The organism is Metasolibacillus fluoroglycofenilyticus (assembly GCF_003049645.1).
In the GTDB taxonomy this organism is placed as follows: Bacteria; Bacillota; Bacilli; order Bacillales_A; family Planococcaceae; genus Metasolibacillus; species Metasolibacillus fluoroglycofenilyticus.
Genome location: NZ_PYWK01000001.1, coordinates 96,578 through 117,023, shown reverse-complemented (window position 1 = coordinate 117,023; position 20,446 = coordinate 96,578). Strand labels below are relative to the sequence as shown.

Sequence of the window (20,446 nt, the reverse complement as noted above, 5' to 3'; positions counted from 1 at the left end):
GCATTTCCCCTACTTAAATCTCAAGCCTATTTACTTTTCCCCTCAAACTACAAAATTTTCTGAACAAAAAACAAATTCCTTAAATAGAATTATTATAATTTAGTAGAAATTATGATGTAGTTTTGCTATAATTATAGATGTAGAGTTTTTCAAAATACTTTTTAGGGGGAACATTCATTATGACAATGGATAAACAACGCCGATTCACAACAGCCGGTGGAGCACCTGTAGTAAGCAATCATGACTCAATGTCTGCTGGTTCACGCGGTCCACTATTACTACAAGATGTTTGGTTAATCGAAAAGTTAGCAAACTTTAACCGTGAATTAATTCCTGAGCGCCGTATGCACGCAAAAGGCTCCGGTGCATTTGGAACATTTACTGTTACTCATGATATTACAAAATATACAAAAGCAAAAATTTTCTCTGAAGTTGGGAAGAAAACAGAAATGTTTGCACGTTTCTCAACAGTAGCTGGTGAGCGTGGTGCAGCAGATGCTGAGCGCGATATTCGCGGCTTTGCTTTAAAATTCTATACAGAGGAAGGTAACTGGGACTTAGTTGGGAACAACACGCCTGTATTCTTCTTCCGTGACCCATTACACTTTACAGACTTAAATCACGTTGTTAAACGTGACCCGCGCACGAATATGCATAACGCTAATTCAAACTGGGATTTCTGGACTTCATTACCTGAAGCACTACACCAAGTAACAATTGTTATGTCTGACCGTGGTATTCCAAAAGGCTATCGAAATATGCATGGTTTTGGCTCACACACATATTCAATGATTAACGCTAACAACGAGCGTGTATGGGTAAAATTCCACTTCCGTACAGAGCAAGGTATTGATAATTTAACAGGCGCTCAAGCTTCTGAAATTATCGGTAGCGACCGTGAATCTTCACAACGCGATTTATACGAAGCAATCGAGCGTGGCGATTTCCCGAAATGGAAAATGTACATCCAAGTTATGACTGAAGAAGAAGCACGTAATTTACCATACAACCCATTCGATTTAACAAAAGTTTGGTATAAAGGTGACTTCCCATTAATTCCTGTTGGCGAATTCGAATTAAACCGCAACCCTGATAACTATTTTGCAGAGGTAGAACAGGCGGCATTCGCACCATCAAATATTATTCCTGGTATTAGCTTCTCACCAGATAAAATGCTACAAGGACGTATTTTTGCTTATGCGGATGCACAGCGTTACCGCCTAGGTGTAAACCACTATATGCTTCCTGTAAACGCGCCAAAATGTCCATTCCGTACATTCCACCGCGATGGTGCAATGCGCTTTGATGGCAATTTAGGCTCAACACTAAGCTATGAGCCAAATAGCTACGGCGAATGGGAGCACAATACAGAGCTAGCTGAACCACTATTACGCATTGATGGTGACGCGGGTATTCACGATTTCCGTGCAGATGATAACAACTACTTTGAGCAACCAGGTAAGCTCTTCCGCTTAATGTCACCTGAAGAGCAGCAACGTCTATTTGAAACGACAGCAGCTGAAATGGGTACTGTAGAAGAATTTATTAAACGCCGCCATATTTTACACTGCTACTTAGCTGACCCTGCTTACGGTGAGGGTGTGGCAAAAGCAATGGGCTTAACACTAGACGGTATGGATTTAACAAACCCATACACTAGATAATAGCAACACTTAATTCAACAATCGTTTTATCCCACATTAACAGGTAGTAAGACGCCCACTTTAAGACCTAAGTGAAAATATGCTAAAGGCTAAGTAGGGATGAGGAAAACCCCTACTGATTGAAGTTTCATTTTATACCGACTAAAGAGGAAGCTACCTTTTCGGATAGCTTCCTCTTTACAATGTAATGAAAATTTCATTTTCACTTATTCGCTTTCATTCGAAGGAAAATCTGCTAAACCCAGTGTTTCTCCCGTCTTCAAAAACGCTCTTGCTATTTTAACAAGTGAAAATTTGAAGAAGCACCATCGACAGCCCCTCCCTATTTTTAACCAAATAATATCTCCGACATATAAATGACAACTGTGACAGTAAGACAGCTAACAATTGTAGAAAACAGTACTGTTTGCGCTGCTGTGTCCGACTCCACGTCATATTCTAGCGCTAAGCTAGAGCTATTGCGTGATGTCGGAAAAGCACTGGCAATAAACAGCGATTGTGCCACAACCCCATCAAGCTGAAGTGCAATAATAACGACGAAAGCACTAGCAGGTCCTACGATAAGACGTGTGAAGCAGCTAATAAAAACTACCTTATTAAACATTGCCCGCATTTCAATTTGGGAAATTTGCGCTCCTAGTGTAATAAGAGCAACCGCAACAAAGCCATCCGCCACATAACGCATTGGAATATAAATTGGCTGGGGGATTGTAATGTGCAGGACATTTAATGAAATCCCCACTATCAACGCATAAATAATAGGCATTTTTAAAAAATCTTTAATAATTTCCTTGCCCGATTTCGAGGTGGAAATCAAGTTGTACAAACCATATGTATAGGTCGTTATATTTTGAAAAATAACCATAATGACTTGAATAGCTACACCAATTGGCTGTGTCGCAAAAATCATTTGTGCTACAGGTATTCCGTAATTTCCAGAATTAATTAAAACAACACTATTTTTAAATACTGCTGCCTCCTGCCTTGGAAGATGAAGTAATTTTGCAATAAAGTGGCCGAGTAGCATTTGTGCGCCGATAAAAAAGAGAATAAATAATAAAACTTGAGCAATCAAGCTGGGCTGAATAGCTGTTTCATATAGGTTTAACAACACAGCGGCTGGCATAAAGCAATACGTAATCAACTGCGACATCGCCTTTAAGTTAAAGGAAAACTTCTTTTGCAATAAGCCCCCGATAAGTAGCAATAATAAAATCGGTGCTACAATATTGAAAAAGATTATCGATAAATATTGCATGCAGCTTTCCTCCTTTATTCGTGATAAAAGCGTAAAAAACCAACATTACAAAGTTGATTTCTCACGCTTTTTTCAGACTCAATCCGATTTCTACTTAAAGTAAGTTTGCTAGTTCCATTGTGATATACAGTATTCTTGCCATTTCAGAGCGTGTTAAAGTAGCATTCGGTCTAAATTCGCCATTTTTACTAGGTGTAAAAATATCTAATGTATCCATTAACGCAATACTTTTTTGCTCTGCTTCCGTCAGCATATATACATCTGTATATTTTAAGTTCCCAGCTCTTGAAATTTGATAAACATCTACGCCTAAATGCTCCAAATAGCGGTCTAAAATAACGGCTGCCTGTTGGCGCGTTATTTGTCCGTTCGCATTATAATAGACTCTTCCTGACCCTGGCATAATCCCCGCTTCATGTAACGCCTGAACTTCCTTCACATAAGCTTTACCGCGCACATCATTAAATGGCGTAGGGCTTGAAGATGATAAGTTCGCTGCTCGTGCTAGCATTACTGCGAAATCAGCGCGCGTTACTGCCCTTGCTGGCAAGTAACTACTACCCGATGCGTTCGTCAAAATACCTCTTCTTCCTAATTCATTTATATAGTAAGCATTCGGGTCACCCTCTATATCAGAATAATTTGAAGTCGAGTCTATAATGGAAGCGACAAAATTACCAGATGTCTTTGTTTTCACAATGAAGGCATTTTTTTCAACCTTCAATGGTACTCGAGTTCGCTTTAATTTGCCCTCTGCTTGATACACAATCGCATTTCTTGAAACTTTAAATTCCTGTGTAGGGAGAGTAATTTCCACATATTCCCTAAAGCTAATATCATTGCCTCGCGCTTTTGCAGAAAAGTAAAATTTATCGTTCTCAACCGTTAATGTTACTGCAACTGTACCACTAACACCTTTTAAATCTTGAATTGGTAGCTTCACCTCAACACCATTTGACGAGGTAATCGTAATTGGCTGCTGCTGGTAATAAATAATATCTGCTGGAACATAGGCAAATAGCTCATCACCACTTCTGACAAATTGCAAATCCACGCTACTATCCGGCACAATTGTTCCATACTCGTTATCAGGAATATAACTTAATGATGCGGGTCTACTGTCATCTTTCACTTCGACAATGCCCGTTAAATCCTCTTGCTTTGTATTTGGGTGTGTAGGCTGCTTCGGTGGTCCCGATGGATTTTTCCCGTATGCCTCTTCTAGCCTTTCTAATTTTGATAATGTCGTCACATATTGCTTTGCCTCGTAGGAAAGGCGATTGTAATATGAGCGCGCATTAGCTAACACCGTTCCCGAAGATTGTCTTGTGACATTCGCCATATATCTATCAAACGCTGCTGCGCTTGCTTTTGCGGCTGCAATAATCGCTTCTTGCTTCGCAATTTCCTGAAGTAGCTTTGTTAAATATAAATAACTTTGACTTGTTACACGACCTTTTGCTAGTGCAGACAATTCATCATATGCGGCCTTTACTGCATAAACCTCCTCTTTTGAGGAACTATATGTAAGGCGATAAATCATTAGCTCGATTGCTTCTGCATCCGCCTTCGCTTTTTTATCTGTAGCTTCTTGCGCATTTTTTAAACGTTCCTCTGCAGCGACAAGTCGAGCTATTACATTACTTTGAATAAGTGCCCTTGCTTCGGCAGAAAGGGCATTATAAGCAAAGCGCGCTGCATATACTTGCTCTGCTGTTGAATTATTTGTTAATGCGTTTATTTTTTTCGTTACCTCTTCCGCTTGCTTTTCCGCATCTGATGCTTCAGCAGCATAGCTTATAGGCGCTGCAACAAAAGCTACAGAAGCAGACAACAGCAGCGCTGTAGCCATTTGATTCTTTTTCATCGGCTCTTTCCCTCCAAGCATTTACTTTTCGTCAATATACCTTAATTACAATTATAAACATAAATACTAAAAAGACATAGTATTAATATGCACTGCCATTTAGGACGATTTGCTCCTTGAATTTTACCTCGCAGTCAGTCACACTAGAAGTAACAGCTACTGTAGGAATTTGAAGGGGGGAGCTTTTGTGTTTAGAACGATTTTCAATACAGTTGTCATTGCTGCCTGTTTTTTTATACTAACCGCCTTACACGCAGAAGCAGCGGGATTTAAAGATGTACCGAAGGAGCATTTTGCCTATGATGCTGTACTATGGGCACAAAAATATGAAATTATTAATGGCTATAGTGACGGTACATTCAAACCAAATGAAATGATTACAGAACAGCAATTCGCTAAACTATTAGCTAATTATTTCGAGCTAGAGATAGTAGAGGATGAACTAAAAAAGCAAACGACAACAGAAATATGGTCTGACGAATTTTATAATTCATTGGCAAGCTACGGTGTTCCGCTAAACGGTTATTTACATAATTCCATTCGTTCCCAACCTGTTAAGCGCGGTGTTGTGGCACAAGCCATTGCTCACTTAGCAGATGCACAACAAAACTTAAATAGCTCTATCGAATTTTTATTGGAGCACTCCATTTCAACAGGACAAAATCCAAAATACGAAAACCGCGACTTACAAAAGTTTTTCGGCTCAACAAACAATATGACCCGCGCGCAAGTTGTGACGCTACTATATCGCATGGACTCCATGGATTTCTACTATATTTCTGATGATGCAGAAGCCATACACAAAAATGAGGATAACAATTCCTTAAACGAACGAGCTATAGAAGCAAAGAAACAGCTAGATGCTTCCCTTCAGCAAAACCCATCAAGCAGCAATCTGTGGAATGGCAACTACCGCTATGTCTACCAGTGGGGCAAAGGACAATATGAGCGTAATGCACGCTATGTAACAATTTCAAGTGCAAATAGCAAGGATTTTTATGTCAGACTCTCCGCCTATGATGGTAAATATGAAGGTACAACAGAAGGCTACGCTGTTATCACATCTGCTAAAAAAGCAATTATGCAAGAATCAATCAAAGGGAACCGTTGCATTATCGAATTTGAGCACTTAAATAATGCAATTAAAGTGACAGAAATTGACTGTAGTGCCGAACGCACAAATGGCACAAACTTTTCAGGGACATTGCGGAAGCAATAAAAAGGACTATATCACTTCCGAACAACGATTTCATACATATTTTAAAGAAAAGATTTTGAAAGTAGCGTATGAAAAAAGAGGGGGTGATAACAAGAATGCTTATTGATATTTGCTTTCAGTTCAACCTATTCAATAGCCTAAGCTTTATTCCGAATAGAGCCCTCTCGATAAATTTGATGAGTCTCCATTTCAAAAGGAGTTCATATAAAGTCGTTTCCTAAGGTAGTAGAAAATCGAACTATGGTATGAACGGCGAAATAACTAAAAAAACTGCGATAGATGACATTTAATTGATTCGAGTGACACGTTAATCCGATAGGAGAAAAGACTTCGAGTGCTTAAATAAATAGCATTTACACAAGGTTTACAAGATCTACAGTTGATCAACTTGTAACCGTAGTAGAAAAATACGTTATGAGTTCGTTTAAAATAGATTCTAATCCACTAACTCTTCTAATAAAGCGAGTGGGTGTTCTCCATCATACGTAGTTAGGCAAAATTAGCAATTTTTTCGGTATCAAAAGCTAAATATGTGAAAAATATAAAATATCCCTCCATCTGAAAATAGTTGATTTATGAAAAATGTATTATGATAGCTTTTCAACTTTCTTATGAGATTTTGTTTTGAGTGGCGAATAACTCAGGTTATATTTATAGTAGGGGTGTCGCTATTATTCCAATAGAGCACTACTAAATGATTTATCTTTATAAAGGGGGTGACTTTTTGCATACTGTATTACCTATAAAGTTGGATCACATTATTACAATAAATTATTCAGATGGAACTAATGAGCAAAGCAATACTTTCCCAGGAACACGAGGAACGATTCCATGTACTTTTCAAAAAATTAATGGCTATGATGCAAATAATAATCGCATAACTAACCTCGTTGGGTATAATGGGCAAACCTTATTAAAAAAATGCCCTAGTTGTAAACGTCTTCTATCTCCACTTTCTTATGGAGCTAACGGTAGAGTTACAGGGAGGCGAAGAGATCAAAGTCAATGCTCTGATTGCAGAAGTAGTTATTAAGAAATAAAAATAAGGCACCGAGGGATTTTCTCGGTGCTACTAAATATATTAAAGCGATAAAATTTCTTCTAAATAATTAGCGTTCATCATTTTTAAATTAATAATATAATCAATTACTTCAAATGCATCACGAAGAGGGCGATTCGCTGTGTGCCAGCCTTGTCCATCTGTAATCCAAACAAACTGGATATCAGGCGATTGAATTTCAAAGTATGCACTTAATTCTGCAAACTCTCCGGCTACAGACTTTAATTTCGAACCTCCGCCTCCATAATAATTCACTTCCATAATCGTCAACTTTTTAGTTTTAGGATTAAATATAGCGAAATCATGATTTCTCATAGATTCTTTATAAGGGACATCAATATCCCATTTTAATTTAATTTTTGCAGCACTAGCTTGCGCCAGATATTCCAGTTTTTGCAATCCACAAACTACCGCCACCTTTTCTTCTACGATTTGTTCCATAAAGGAACCACTTCTATTTTTTCGACCATTGCTATCTAAACCTACTTCTACACCAAATACATAATCTACTAAACTTTTAGTAGCTTTTTGAGCTAAAAACTTTAGTAAGCCAGATTCCTCTGCAAATTCTACATATTTAGTAATATTTTGCTCATCTATATGTTTAAAGTCTAAATTTTCAAATAATAACTCTGCGTTTTCATTGATACGTAACACTTCAAATTTTTCGTCACGAATAGCTAAAAGTGTTGGGATAGCTTTAATAAGTTGGGGCTGCTGTTGGAATAATTCTAATGCCTCTTCAAAGATATTCTCCTTTCCAATTAGATAATTCATTGTGTTTAATGAAATTTCTAATGAACGCGTATTAGATTCTACTTTATCCCATTTCACATAATATTCCGGTGTTCTGTTAGTCAAACTAAGCGTATCCATTAAAACCATGAATTTTTCGTCTTTACTTAATTTTTGATATGTTTCAAAAGTATGCAATTCTATATCCCCCAAATGATTTATAGGTGTTAGGTCTACTTCACCGGCACCTTCTATTTCATTATAACTCGGACTATTCAATATTAATACTTCTGTAACGGAATTACGGCTAGTACCCTTAGCAGCGATAGCTCTAGAAGCATTAATACGATGAATTTCAAAATTGCTGTACAAATTATCAAAGAAATCGTCTAATTCTGTAAATGCCATTTTCTTATTATAGGGATCCGAGTTACTTAATGCAAAATAAACTCCCGCCTTATCAATTTCTTTACAGAATTGCGCTAATTCAATTTGATTACTATCATTAAATCCATCTTTAGAATAAGCAGTAAAGGATGCTGTTCCCGTAATAGGTCGATAAGGTGGATCAAAATAGATTAATGTGCCAGGTTGAAGATTCTTTTTCGCTAACTTATAATCTCCACATATTAAGTTAACATTTTGGAGTAATAAATGGATACTTAAAATATTAGTTTGTTCGTATAGATTCACTTCTTTTCGCTTACCAAACGGAACATTATATTTTCCCTTACTATTTTCTCTATATAATCCATTAAAGCATGTTTTATTTAGAAAAATAAACTGTGCTGCACGTTCATAGCTAATGTTATCTTTTAAAATATCTTTATTTTCGATAGTATTAAATAATTCTCTGACTTCATAATAAAAAGCAGATTTATCCTCTTCTGTTTCTAAATCGTTGTATGTTGTTTGTAAATTATCCATTAAGCCCATTAAAGTATATGGCTCGGTTTTTATAGCCTTATAAGCATTTATTAGTTCAACATTAATATCAATTAATGTAATTGTTTTAAAATTATATTGAGATACTAATTTTAAAAATAGAGCACCTCCACCTGTAAATGCTTCTACATAATGAGTAATATTTTCGAATCCAATAGATTTTTCAATTCTTTCAATAATAAAAGAGGCTAGTTTTGACTTACCGCCTGCCCATTTAACAAATGGAGTTGCCATTTCCCTTTTCCTCCTGCTGTTGTAATGCATGTTCAATTCTTTTTATGGCTAATTCAACATATTCCTTTTTGATATCAATTCCTATAAATCGTCTACCTAACTCTATCGCTGCCACACCTGTAGTGCCACTACCTAAAAAAGGATCCAAAATCAAATCAGCGGGGTTTGAAGATGCTTTAATTATTCTTCGAAGTAAGTCCAACGGCTTTTGAGTAGGATGTTTCCCAAAATTCTTTTCTGATTTCTTAGTTAAACTAAATGACCATACATCTTTCATTTGTTTTCCTTCGTTTTCTTCCTTCATTAAGCTGTAATTAAATAAAAATTTACTTTTTTTATTTTTCGATGCCCAAAGAATTGTTTCTGTGCTATGGGTAAACATTTTACAGCTTAAATTAGGAGGTGGGTTCTTCTTCTGCCATGTAATATTATTTAAAATTCTCATCTCTAATTTCGACATTAAATATCCAATTTGATAAATATTGTGCATAGTTCCAGAAACCCAAATACTTCCTGAAGGTTTTATGATTCTTTGAGCTTCTATTAAAAATAGGTAATAAAATTCTTCAATAGGCAGATGACTGACTTTATCCCAATCACCTTTATTTACTGAAACCATTTTCCCGCCATTGCACGTAACCCCATCATTTGATAAAAAATATGGAGGATCTGCAAAGATTAGATCGATACTACTATCAGGGAACTCTTTTAGTAATTCAAGAGAATCATTATGATAAAGTAGCACTTGCTCCTGATACTCATAGCTTGATTTAGTCTTTAAATTCATATCATACCTCCTTGATAATCCATTATACCACAAAAGAATATATGTTCGTAATGTTTTATTGTTGAATTATTCGAACCAAAATAAAAAACCCTAAGATGAATTTTATCACGTAGACTTTAAGGCGTGTTATAAACAATTATTTCGAAATAATTTTAACTGTAATAATTAAAATTACACATTTAAGTACTTTTTAAAAGATATCCTAAAGTATAATCGCCCCGAATAATTGCTTCCATTCCACTACACCCAAAAATCCAAATTTCCACATTATATTTTCGCTCCTTTGAGGTGCTTAGGGCGTATTACTTTTTACTTTGTTACACAGAAATTTATTATTTTGATTCAATTACGCGACTTCATTTAGTTTATATACCTCTGAAAACTCATAAATTATAGATATTGTTTTTTAAAATCCTACTGCACATAAAAAGCATTCTACAAAAATATAGAATGCTCACACTATCGACTTGAACTGCACCTTAATTGTTTGGTGTAACTAAAAATTAAGGTGTGTTTTAATCATTTTATTCTCTCAATAATGGTAACTTATTCAAAATCACCACAAAACAGTACCGCTGCATTTTAATAAATATTCATAAAGCTGTTCACCAAAAATCTATTCACTCTCTTCAAGTATTTTCTTCATTCTTAAGTAAACAGGTGTATCAATCATAATATTTTTATAGGATATCGTTTTATAGTTATTGTGTTCATAAATTTCTACAATTTCATTTGCTAATTTAATTTCTTCTTCTGAATAGGAGAAAACATTGGCAATGGTTTCTAGTTGTTTTGGATGGATTGCTAGCTTTCCGTAATAACCAATTTTTTTAGCAAACTCACTTTCTTGTTGCAATACAGACAATCTATCAATAAAGATACATGGAGCATCTAGAGGAGCTTGCTTATTGAATCGTTTCGACAATAGCGCCATTGTAATGCGCATTTCGTTCAATAAAGGATTATCTATCAAATTATCCCCTGCTATATCGAATTCATTTGCCATATCTATTGCACCGAATGCAATCCGCTCAACCGAACCTTCCTTTAATATCTCCTGTAAATTATAGTAGCCATTCACCGTCTCAATCAACGGAATAATACAAGGTGTAACCGATTGTGTTTTTAATAAATCTTCAATTATTTTTACTTGGGTGGCATTTTCACATTTAGAAAGAATAACACCTTTGAATAGCTTCATATTAATGTTTTTCAAATCATCCTCATATAAGTTACTATCAATTGAATTGATTCTTAAATAAACTTTTTTAGAGGTCGGATTATTTGTCATAAAATCTTGAACATTTTTCCTCGTGGCGGATTTTTCAGCAATGGGAACAGCATCCTCTAAATCAATAATAAAATAATCAGCCTCTAGCTGTGCGTGAATTTTATTTAATGCTCTTGTATTGTTGCCCGGGATAAATAACCAACTAGTAATTGTCAGGCACCTCCGTTCGATAACGCTCTATAATTTCTGCTGTATGCTGCCCTAAGCTAGGAATATCCCCCCAAGCAGTGGCGATATTATTAAAGTTCATCGGGGATTTCAACATTGAAATTTCCCCTACATCTGAAGCAACAGGGGCCCATTTATTATAAAAAGCAAGCTGCGGATGATTAATTAATCCATTCACATTGTTAAAATTAGCATTTGCAATTCGGTAGTCTTCCAATAATCTTTCTAAATCCTCTTTTTTGTAGTCACAAGTAATTTTCTCAATAATCTTCTTTAATTCTTCCTTATTCATTACACGATTTGAATTTGTTACGAATTTTGGATGATTGATTAAGCTTTTATCTTTTAAAACCTCTTCGCAAAAGATTTTCCATTCATCATTATTTTGAATGGCAATAAATAATCTTTCCCCATTTTGCACTGTAAAAGGACCATATGGATAAATGGTAGCGTGGTCAACACCACTTCGTTTTGGCTCTTCTCCACCATAAGTATAATAAATCGGAAAGCTCATCCATTCCGCAATAGCTTCAAGCATCGAAATTTCAATAATTGTCCCTTTACCAGTGTTCATACGATGAATGATCGCCGCTAAAATTGAAGTAAAAGCATACATGCCACTCGCAATATCCACAATGGCAATACCTGTTTTTGCTGGTAAATCTGGTGTACCCGTTATACTTAATACGCCTGCTTCTGATTGAACGAGAAGGTCGTATGCTTTTTTATGACTGTATGGACCTTCCTTTCCATAGCCCGAAATACTGCAAATGATTAGGTGAGGATATTTTTCATGTAATGTCTGCACATTTAACCCTAAACGGTCTAACACACCGGGTCCTAAATTATTTAGTAATACATCCGAATCCTTTAAAATAGCGTGTAACAATAGGATGTTTTTTTTATCCTTCAAATCTAACTCAACAGATTTCTTCCCTCTATTTAACCACACAAAATTGCTAGACATCCCATTTGCAGTTTGGTCATAATGTCGTGCGAAATCTCCTGTAACAGGCTTTTCAATTTTAATAATTTCCGCACCTAAATCAGCTAATTGTCTACTCGCAAATGGGGCTGCTACTGCGTGCTCCAATGAAACAACTTTTATATTTTGTAAAGGCATCATTAACAAACCCTCCTTAATCTAATATAACGAGTGGCTTAATCTCTTTAAATGCTTTCATATTTTTTAAGGCTTCATTAATATCCTTCAGTTGGTACTCATTTGTAATAAGCTTATCAAATGGTACTTCATGCTGATACTTTTCAATAAAGCACAGTGCCTGATGATAGTGGCTAATATCTCCAGAGTATGAGCCAATTAATGTTAAATTTTTCGCTGTAATCATTGAAGGCATAATTTCCACTTTGCCCGACCCAAGCTGTCCTACGATTACATATTTACCATTTTTCCTTATATATTGAAGCCCCTCTTCCACAGCCTCAGGAAACCCGGAGTATTCCATTACAATATCCGCACCTAGCTGATTTGTTATTTCATTAATTTTAGCCTGACGTTGCTGGATTGTTTGTATTTCTGCAATATCGATAATATAGTCAGCACCCATGTCCTTAGCTAGCTCTAAACGTTCTTTCGGTCCACCAATGGCAATGACATTTTTTGCTCCAGCCTTTTTAGCAACACAAATCGCTAATAAACCTAGAGGACCTGTCCCCTGAATTATTATATTGTCCTCTGAATTGATTTTTCCTAATTGATTGAAGCTGTTCATGACAGAACGAAATGCACAGCTACATAAGCTAGCTAGCTTTGAACTTACGCCCGCTGGCACTTTTACTCGCCCCGAACTAGGTAAGATATAACCATATTCACTGAATCCACCCATTAAATACGGATATTTTTCCATTGTTTCATACATATATTGTCTCCGATGTGTACAAAGCGTTGGCTTTTTTTCAACTGTACAGTAATAACAATTGCCACAATCTCCATGCGCCCAAATTACTCTATCTCCAACCTTCAATTCAGTTCCAAGTGAATCTACTTCGACGCCGGCACCTAACTTAATAATTTCTCCGACCATTTCATGACCAAGAATGACTGGTAAATCCACCTTTAAATTTAATTCACCTTGCCATAAATGAACGTCTGTCCCACAAATTGAGGAAATTTTATTTTTTACTAATATTGCATTTTCTTCGATTTCCTCTGGAATTTGCACATCCTCTATTTGAAGGTCTTCTCCAAATTTTCTTAATACCGCCGCCTTTGAATATTTAGGAATCATTGTAGCACCGCCCTATTCTGTTATATCTACCATTATTGTTTTTATTTCAATATATTCGTTGATTGCTTCTGTACCGTTTTCGCGTCCAATTCCACTCATTTTGTAGCCACCATAAGGTACGCTCCAATGAATTTTTCTATAATTATTTATCCAAACGGTTCCACTTTGTAATTGCCCTGCGATGCGATGTGCCTTCGAAATATTTGTAGACCATAGCCCTGCCGTTAACCCATATTTCGTTTCATTCGCCATTTCTACCACTTGCTCTTCTGTTTCAAATGGCAAAACGGCTAAAATAGGACCAAACACTTCTTCCTGACATAAATAAGAGTCGTTATTTATATTCGTTACAATCGTTGGGGAAAAATAATAACCTTCCTCGTGACCATCAATTTTTAATTGCTCGCCACCATAGGCTATTTGTCCACCATCTTGCTTTGTTTTCTCGATAAAATCATGTAACTTTTCGAGCTGTAATTTATTTGCAATAGGGCCCATTTTGGCATTTTCATCAAATGGATTTCCAACTGTTAGCTGCTTTGTTTTTTCGACAATTTTCTTGAGGCACTCTTCATAAATTGAGGCTTCAATAAACACTCGAGAGCCGGCTGCACACGTCTGCCCAGCATTAATAAAAATACCTCGTACAGCAGCATTAGTAGCCTTTTCAATATCTGCATCCGCAAAAATAATATGTGGTGCTTTTCCACCCAATTCAAAAGTAACCTTTTTTAATGTATCGCTTGCTTGTTTAGAAATGTGAACTGCTGTGTTTGTTGAACCAGTAAATGCAATTTTATCAATTTCTCTATGTGAAGAAAGCGTCTTTGCAACGTCAAGGTCCCCAGTTACTATATTTATAACTCCCGGTGGGAACCCCGCCTCTACAATTAAATTAGCAAATAATAAAGCAGATGCCGATGTATCAATTGCTGGTTTTAAAACAACGGTATTGCGTGCCGCTAATGCAGGTCCAATTTTCCATGCCAACATTAATAATGGAGAATTCCATGGCACGATGGCTCCGATTACCCCTATCGGCTCTTTCTTTATATAACTAAAAACGTTTTTGCTAACTTCAACATATTCGCCGCGCAATTGCCCTGTAATTCCCGAATAATAATAGAGCCATTCAGCTACCATAGGAATTTCATTATTCACTAGCTCGCTATATAGCTTTCCATTACCCATACATTCAATTTTAGATAGCTCTTCCTTATTTTCTAAAACAAGGTCTCCTAGCTTTCTTAGCAGCCTACTCACTTCTACTAATTCAGTATCCTTCCACTTTTCAAATGCAGTTCGTGCAGCTTTAATTGCTAGCTCTGTTTCTTGTTCAGAAGCATATGGAACCTCTGCCCATTCTTGACCATTCATCGGACTAATAATTCTTTTGTAATTTTCTGTTTCTACAAATTCATTGTTAATAAAAATACCAGCATATTTTTTCATAATATCCTCCTAAATTAGTCAAATGCCATTTCAAAAACAGCTAATAAATCCTTCTCATCCATTTGTCTAGGATTAATATTCATCAATCTTGTAATTCCCATTGTTTCTTTCGCCATTGCAGGTAGGTCATCTCGCAATACGCCTATTTCCTGCAATTTCGTAGGTAAATTTATTTTCTTTAATAGGTCTATAAAATAATTAAATATCTCGACATTTTTATCTAAGCCCTTTGATTCTTTAATACAAATTCTGTGTAGTTCTATGAATTTACTCAGATTTGATGAAAAATTATATTTGATTGCATACGGCATCATCAGCCCCGTTATTTCTCCATGCGGTGAAGGTGCACGACCAGCAACTGCATAGGCTGCTGCATGAGCCATTGATGTTCCAGCGTTTGAAAAGGCTAGACCAGCCAATAAGCTGCCTAGAAGCATATCATGACGCGCTTCGTAATTTTGACCGTTTTTCACTGCTTCTTCTAAACTACCTGTAATTAATTGAATTGCTTTTTCTGCAAATAAATCAGACATCATCGTAGCTCCTCTAAAATCAGCTACATAGTCCTCAGCGAAATTGGAATAATCCTTAGCAGTGAATGCCTCTATCGCATGGACTAATGCATCAATACCAGAGCAAGCAGTTACCCTTGGTGGCATACCTAATGTTAGTAGAGGGTCTAAAATAGCAAATTGAGGTTTAATTTTTTCACTCGAGATACCTACTTTTAGATGCTTATCTAAATCATTTACTACTGCAACACCGGTAACTTCTGAACCTGTACCTGCCGTTGTTGGAATAGCAATAATAGGTGTAACCTCAAAATCAATTGTGTGGTGATAAAAAGTATCAAGAGGCTGATCGGTGTTCAGCATAAATGCAACCATTTTCGCTAAATCAATACAGCTCCCCCCGCCCAAACCAATTACTACATAAATATCTTTATTAGAATAGCTTTTCAGCACCTCTTCAACATCTAAATTAGTTGGCTCTGGCTTCGCCTCATCGTAAATTTCATAAGGTATCGCATAGGAAATAAGTTTATCTTCTAATTTTTGAAGAATTCCCGACGCTTTGATACCTTGGTCAGTTATGATAAGTGTCTTCTTTTGAGCATATTTTTTATAAATATGCTCTAATTCATTTAGTGCTTCCTTTCCAAAGAAAATATTGCCTGAAAATTTATATTGCCAATAAGATTTCATCTTTTGCACCTTCTCTATCTATTTTTATAAGAACCACGTTGTTAAAAACGGCACATATGCCACAATAAATAAAACAACTACTGAAATTAAAAGGAATTTCCATGTGTTAGGAATCATCTCCATAACAGAGCAATTATTCACTTTCGCAGAAACGAAAACATTGGCTGCTAAAGGAGGGGTTAATAAGCCAATTTCAATTGTCGTTACTAAAATAATTCCAAAATGAATTGGATTAATATCAAATGTTATCGCTGCAGGTGCTAATAGAACGGCCATTAATAATACCGCTGCATTCGTTTCCATAAACATACCTACAATGAACAAAATAACAATCATAATGAAAATAAATACATATTTATTATCTGTAATATCAATAGCTAGCTCTGTAATCATTTGCGGAATTTGCTCTAAAGTAATCATGTAATTGAATAAATTACTGAAAGCTATAATTCCTAAAATAGCCGCTGAAGAAATCGCTGCTAATTTAAAAGGCTGGAATACTTTTTTAATTGGTAGTTTTTTAGTTACAATAGCTAAAACTAATCCGTATAAACAAGCTACTGCTGCCGCTTCTGTCGGTGTAAAAATACCGCTATAAATACCACCTAGTACGATAAATGGCATAAATAAAGCAGGAATTGATTTTACAAATGTTTTTCCTAAAGAATCGGTAGCTTCTGGTTTTACAGCCTCAGAAGTTGGAATACTATTTGTCGGATGATAAACTTTTTTCAATAAGACTTTATGAAGTATTAAATAAGCTATAACAAAACATATACCCGGCACAATTGATGCAATAAATAAATCAGCAATTGATACGCCTACCGTAGCGCCGTATAAAATTAGTGGTATGGAGGGTGGAATAAAAACACCTAATAGTCCAGCAGCTGCAATGAGTGAGGCTGTATATCCTCTGTCATAGCCCCTTTCCACCATTTTTTGACCGATTGAACTCCCAATTGCCGACACTGTAGCAACTGACGAGCCTGTAATCGCTCCTAAAAAAGCACTTGCTAGAACAGTTACATAGCCTAAGCTTCCGTACACTTTCTTCAATAGTTTTTCCGATAAATCAATTAATTGCGAGATAATGCTACCTTGTGACATGATTTGACCAGCTAAAATAAAGAGCGGTATTGCTAGTAATGCGAATGATGAAACAGCTTGATTTGATAGCGATGCAAAGGATGCAGATGGAATATTAAATATTTCTCCACCTATAAGTGCACTTAAGGCAAAAGTTAGCCCAATCGGCACACCAATCATTAGTAACAGCAATAATATTATGACAATTAATACCACTAGACTTGCCTCCCTTTATTGAGCGCTCTTAACTCTTTTATATCTTTAACTACATTGCTTGCACTATGGACTAACATGAGAAGGATGCCAAGAACAATTAGCCCGTACGGTACAGCTAATGGTATTCCTACCTCTAAAGTTTTTTCCTTACTTGCTACTACAAATCCAAAGAATGCCCAAGAAATATTAATAAATAGTATTGCGAAAACAATAATGATGATGTCCACAATTAATTTAAAGATTAATTGTACTTTCTTACTTTTAATTATTTGATTCAATTCAATAGCAATATAGTCCCTTGTATAGGTGATAGCGCTCGCACCGATAAATGTAATAACCGTCATACCGATTGCAGCATATTCAGGCATCCCCAATGAATGCCAGCCTGCTAACCTCCCGATAATCTGTAAAACAACAGCAAGCATAATAATAAGAAGGGCTATCGCAATGAATGTTTCTTGAATTTTATATAATCTATTTTCAATCTTATTCCACATTTTGTACCTCCCTATATGGAATGGGGCAAAATGCCCCATTATTTACTGAATACTTTGCACTTCATCCTTCAATTGTTGAATGCGCTCAGCACCATAAATCGAAGTGTAATTATCCCATTGCTCAAGTCCAAACTCCTGGAAAGCCTTGATTTGGTCAGCTTTTAATTCAGTAACTTCTACACCTGCTTCTTCTAGCATTTTGACATATTCTTGCGAAGCTTTTCGGTTGTTTTCAATTTGCCATTCTTGAACTTCTTGACCTACCTTTTCAAAAATTGCTTTTTGCTCATCTGTTAAGCTATCAAATTTACTTGAATTAATAACGATAGAGCCTGAAGCATAGACGTGATTCAATAAAGTATAGTATTGGTTTACTTCTTGGAATTTGCTATCTCCTGTTAATAACAAACCATTATCCTGACCGTCAACAGTCCCTTGTTGCAACGCTAAATACAATTCGTTAAAGGGCATAACTAACGCTTGTACACCCGCTTCTTCAAAAAATCCTTTAATTGCCTTTGAACCAGGTACACGTAATTTTAAACTTTTCAAATCCTCTACTTTTTCAATTCGATGAACAGAATTCGAAACACCACGGAACTCATTTTCGAAAAATCCTAAAGTCGTCATATTATGTTTCGCTAAAGTTTCCTTCATTAATGTCGGTATGATACCGTCACCATAATACAGCTTGTCTGCTTCTTCATTACTCGTTACGATGTAAGGTAAATAATGAAAATCTAATAACTGGTCTAATCCAGAAAGAGAGCCTTGATTAATAAATGACATATCAAGAGTTCCTCGCGAAATATCCTGTGCCATTACTTCATCTCCTCCAAGCTGAGAAGCGGGAAATACTTTAATTTCAATGGCGCCATTTGTTTCTTCTTTAATCTTTTCCGCAAACATTTTAGCAGCTTGGTCCTTCACGCTATCCACTGGGAAAATATGCCCCAATCTCAATTGAGTTGTATCCCCACTGCTCGCACTTTTTCCACTATCTCCAGAATTCCCACATGCCCCTAAAATCAACATACTAACAACAAATAAAAGTGAAATAAATTTCCATTTTTTCAACATTACATTATCCCCTTTTCATTAATAATCTAAAACAATTAATTTTTCTTCTGACATTTCTTGTATTGCGTATGCTGGTCCCTCTTTCCCAACACCGCTATTTTTTACTCCCCCATATGGCATTAAATCCTCTCTATATGTAGAGACATTGTTAATTATCACTCCTCCAAATTGTAACTTTTTCGTGGAATACATAATATTCCGAATATTGGATGTGAACACCCCTACTTGTAAACCCATAGTTGTGTTATTTGCGCGTTCAATTGCTTCACTGAATGAAGCATATTTTTGAATGGAAATCACTGGTCCAAACACCTCTTCGCATACAACTTTCATCGTATCGTCGACATCAATTAAAAGTGTTGGCTCAACAAAATTTCCTCTGCGACTTCCGCCAATTGCAACTTTTGCTCCTTGAGTTTTGGCTTCATCAATCCAACTTTCTATTCGCATCGCTTCTCTTTCACTAATGACTGGACCTATATCCGCATCTGCATTTTCAGCTGAACAAAGCTGTAATTGCTGAACTTGTTGGACTGCCAATTCTACAAAGCGCTCATAAATATTTTCATGTACATAAATTCTTTGGACTGAAATACATGCTTGACCTGCATTTGAGAAACCTCTTGTCACACATAAATTCACAGCCTTCTCGATATCCGCAACATCCTCATGCACAATATTTGGAGAATTATTACCTAATTCAAGCGTTACTTTGCGAATGCCAGATTTACTTTTAATATACTGACCTACTTTTGGGCTTCCTGTAAACGTATACATTCCTACGTTTGGGTTTTCCAGTAAATAGTCACCAACAATTGAACCGCGACCATTTACTAAATTAAGGAATCCATCTGGCAAACCTGCCTCTTTAAATATTTCAGCCAATTTACAGGCAATGATTGGTGTCACTTCGGCTGGCTTCAACACAACTGCATTACCAGCAGCAAGTGCAGGCCCTATTTTATGAACAGTCAAATTAAAAGGAAAATTAAATGGCGTAATCGCTACGATAACCCCGACTGGAACTCTAACCGTAAAAGCCATTTTCGAATGTTCATTAGGAAGTGCTACACCATGCCCCGCTAGTTTTTTGGCTTCCTCCCCAGAAGCAATTAATGTTTGAATACCACGTTCAATCTCCATAAGTGCATCTTTTTTAGACTTCCCAGCTTCAATAACTAATATATTGGCTAATTCACTTTTTCGTTGCTCAATAATTTTCGAAGCATTCATAATGATTTCATAGCGTTCGGTTGCTGTAAGCTCCACTCTTTCAATTGTTTTCTTCGCCACCTCAATTGCTTTAGCAACTGTTTCCCCGTCTGCCTCATGAATCATTGCATAATTTTCATTTGTGTATTTATTTATGACTGGAATCACTTCACCCGATAATATCCATTGCCCATTAATAAAATGCCCATATGTTTGCATAT

The 20,446-nt window shown here is 36.2% G+C and carries 16 protein-coding genes; 3 read left to right on the top strand and 13 right to left on the bottom strand.

The features are described 5' to 3' along the window. Positions 1 to 179 precede the first annotated feature (179 nt). A complete protein-coding gene (locus C9J36_RS00530; RefSeq protein ID WP_107941854.1) occupies positions 180 to 1,664 on the top strand; it encodes a catalase in 1,485 nt (494 codons plus the stop codon). Between the two features lie 328 nt (positions 1,665 to 1,992). Here C9J36_RS00530 and C9J36_RS00525 read toward each other — a convergent pair whose 3' ends face one another. Further along, positions 1,993 to 2,922: an AEC family transporter gene (locus C9J36_RS00525; protein WP_107941852.1), complete on the bottom strand. Its 930-nt coding sequence runs from the start codon at positions 2,920 to 2,922 to the stop codon at positions 1,993 to 1,995. Between the two features lie 94 nt (positions 2,923 to 3,016). Beyond that, complete coding sequence (locus C9J36_RS00520) at positions 3,017 to 4,789, bottom strand: S-layer homology domain-containing protein (protein WP_161956355.1); 1,773 nt, start codon at positions 4,787 to 4,789, stop codon at positions 3,017 to 3,019. Positions 4,790 to 4,976: 187 nt separating this feature from the next. Here C9J36_RS00520 and C9J36_RS00515 point away from each other — a divergent pair, with 187 nt between their 5' ends. Together C9J36_RS00515 and C9J36_RS00510 are read left to right on the top strand one after the other, a co-directional pair. Further along, positions 4,977 to 6,008, top strand: coding sequence for an S-layer homology domain-containing protein (locus C9J36_RS00515; protein WP_235615987.1), 1,032 nt, complete (start codon positions 4,977 to 4,979; stop codon positions 6,006 to 6,008). Positions 6,009 to 6,732: 724 nt separating this feature from the next. Beyond that, a complete protein-coding gene (locus tag C9J36_RS00510) occupies positions 6,733 to 7,041 on the top strand; it encodes a hypothetical protein (RefSeq protein WP_201261877.1) in 309 nt (102 codons plus the stop codon). A gap of 48 nt (positions 7,042 to 7,089) precedes the next feature. Here the strand turns inward: C9J36_RS00510 and C9J36_RS00505 are convergent, their stop codons facing one another. From C9J36_RS00505 to C9J36_RS00455, 11 genes are all read right to left on the bottom strand, one after another. Next, positions 7,090 to 8,982, bottom strand: a complete 1,893-nt coding sequence (locus tag C9J36_RS00505; protein ID WP_161956354.1) for a DpnII family type II restriction endonuclease — start codon at positions 8,980 to 8,982, stop codon at positions 7,090 to 7,092. After that, a complete protein-coding gene (locus tag C9J36_RS00500; RefSeq protein ID WP_107941844.1) occupies positions 8,963 to 9,769 on the bottom strand; it encodes a DNA-methyltransferase in 807 nt (268 codons plus the stop codon). The genes C9J36_RS00505 and C9J36_RS00500 overlap by 20 nt, the downstream gene beginning before the upstream one ends. Positions 9,770 to 10,385: 616 nt before the next feature. After that, on the bottom strand, positions 10,386 to 11,192 hold the full coding sequence (locus C9J36_RS00495) for an HpcH/HpaI aldolase/citrate lyase family protein (RefSeq protein ID WP_268807864.1): 807 nt from the start codon (positions 11,190 to 11,192) through the stop codon (positions 10,386 to 10,388). Positions 11,193 to 11,202: 10 nt separating this feature from the next. Beyond that, the gene (locus C9J36_RS00490) at positions 11,203 to 12,354 is read right to left on the bottom strand and encodes a CaiB/BaiF CoA transferase family protein (RefSeq protein ID WP_107941843.1); all 1,152 of its coding nucleotides are present in this window, start codon (positions 12,352 to 12,354) and stop codon (positions 11,203 to 11,205) included. 13 nt (positions 12,355 to 12,367) lie between these two features. Continuing rightward, complete coding sequence (locus C9J36_RS00485; RefSeq protein ID WP_107941841.1) at positions 12,368 to 13,477, bottom strand: zinc-binding dehydrogenase; 1,110 nt, start codon at positions 13,475 to 13,477, stop codon at positions 12,368 to 12,370. A 12-nt stretch (positions 13,478 to 13,489) separates the two neighbouring features. After that, the gene (locus C9J36_RS00480) at positions 13,490 to 14,929 is read right to left on the bottom strand and encodes an aldehyde dehydrogenase (RefSeq protein ID WP_066170499.1); all 1,440 of its coding nucleotides are present in this window, start codon (positions 14,927 to 14,929) and stop codon (positions 13,490 to 13,492) included. Between the two features lie 14 nt (positions 14,930 to 14,943). Beyond that, positions 14,944 to 16,134 carry an iron-containing alcohol dehydrogenase gene (locus C9J36_RS00475; protein ID WP_066170501.1) on the bottom strand — a complete coding sequence of 397 codons (1,191 nt, stop codon included), beginning with the start codon at positions 16,132 to 16,134 and terminating at the stop codon, positions 14,944 to 14,946. Positions 16,135 to 16,158: 24 nt separating this feature from the next. Then, entirely contained in the window at positions 16,159 to 17,436 is a 1,278-nt protein-coding gene (locus C9J36_RS00470) for a TRAP transporter large permease (protein WP_082799107.1), read from the bottom strand. Next, the gene (locus C9J36_RS00465; RefSeq protein WP_066170505.1) at positions 17,436 to 17,933 is read right to left on the bottom strand and encodes a TRAP transporter small permease; all 498 of its coding nucleotides are present in this window, start codon (positions 17,931 to 17,933) and stop codon (positions 17,436 to 17,438) included. Before C9J36_RS00465 ends, C9J36_RS00470 begins: the two co-directional genes overlap by 1 nt. Positions 17,934 to 17,975: 42 nt before the next feature. Next, positions 17,976 to 19,013, bottom strand: a complete 1,038-nt coding sequence (locus C9J36_RS00460) for a TRAP transporter substrate-binding protein (RefSeq protein ID WP_107941839.1) — start codon at positions 19,011 to 19,013, stop codon at positions 17,976 to 17,978. 18 nt (positions 19,014 to 19,031) lie between these two features. Beyond that, a complete protein-coding gene (locus C9J36_RS00455; RefSeq protein ID WP_066170511.1) occupies positions 19,032 to 20,444 on the bottom strand; it encodes an aldehyde dehydrogenase family protein in 1,413 nt (470 codons plus the stop codon). Between the last annotated feature and the right edge of the window lie 2 nt (positions 20,445 to 20,446).

Bases quoted from the DNA above. Each gene is read 5' to 3' on its own strand.
- C9J36_RS00475 (WP_066170501.1), bottom strand. From the start codon at position 16,134: ATGAAATCTTATTGGCAATATAAATTTTCAGGCAATATTTTCTTTGGA.
- C9J36_RS00505 (WP_161956354.1), bottom strand. From the start codon at position 8,982: ATGGCAACTCCATTTGTTAAATGGGCAGGCGGTAAGTCAAAACTAGCC.
- C9J36_RS00530 (WP_107941854.1), top strand. From the start codon at position 180: ATGACAATGGATAAACAACGCCGATTCACAACAGCCGGTGGAGCACCT.
- C9J36_RS00455 (WP_066170511.1), bottom strand. From the start codon at position 20,444: ATGCAAACATATGGGCATTTTATTAATGGGCAATGGATATTATCGGGT.
- C9J36_RS00480 (WP_066170499.1), bottom strand. From the start codon at position 14,929: ATGAAAAAATATGCTGGTATTTTTATTAACAATGAATTTGTAGAAACA.
- C9J36_RS00500 (WP_107941844.1), bottom strand. From the start codon at position 9,769: ATGAATTTAAAGACTAAATCAAGCTATGAGTATCAGGAGCAAGTGCTA.
- C9J36_RS00460 (WP_107941839.1), bottom strand. From the start codon at position 19,013: ATGTTGAAAAAATGGAAATTTATTTCACTTTTATTTGTTGTTAGTATG.
- C9J36_RS00490 (WP_107941843.1), bottom strand. From the start codon at position 12,354: ATGATGCCTTTACAAAATATAAAAGTTGTTTCATTGGAGCACGCAGTA.
- C9J36_RS00525 (WP_107941852.1), bottom strand. From the start codon at position 2,922: ATGCAATATTTATCGATAATCTTTTTCAATATTGTAGCACCGATTTTA.
- C9J36_RS00485 (WP_107941841.1), bottom strand. From the start codon at position 13,477: ATGATTCCTAAATATTCAAAGGCGGCGGTATTAAGAAAATTTGGAGAA.
- C9J36_RS00465 (WP_066170505.1), bottom strand. From the start codon at position 17,933: ATGTGGAATAAGATTGAAAATAGATTATATAAAATTCAAGAAACATTC.
- C9J36_RS00520 (WP_161956355.1), bottom strand. From the start codon at position 4,789: ATGAAAAAGAATCAAATGGCTACAGCGCTGCTGTTGTCTGCTTCTGTA.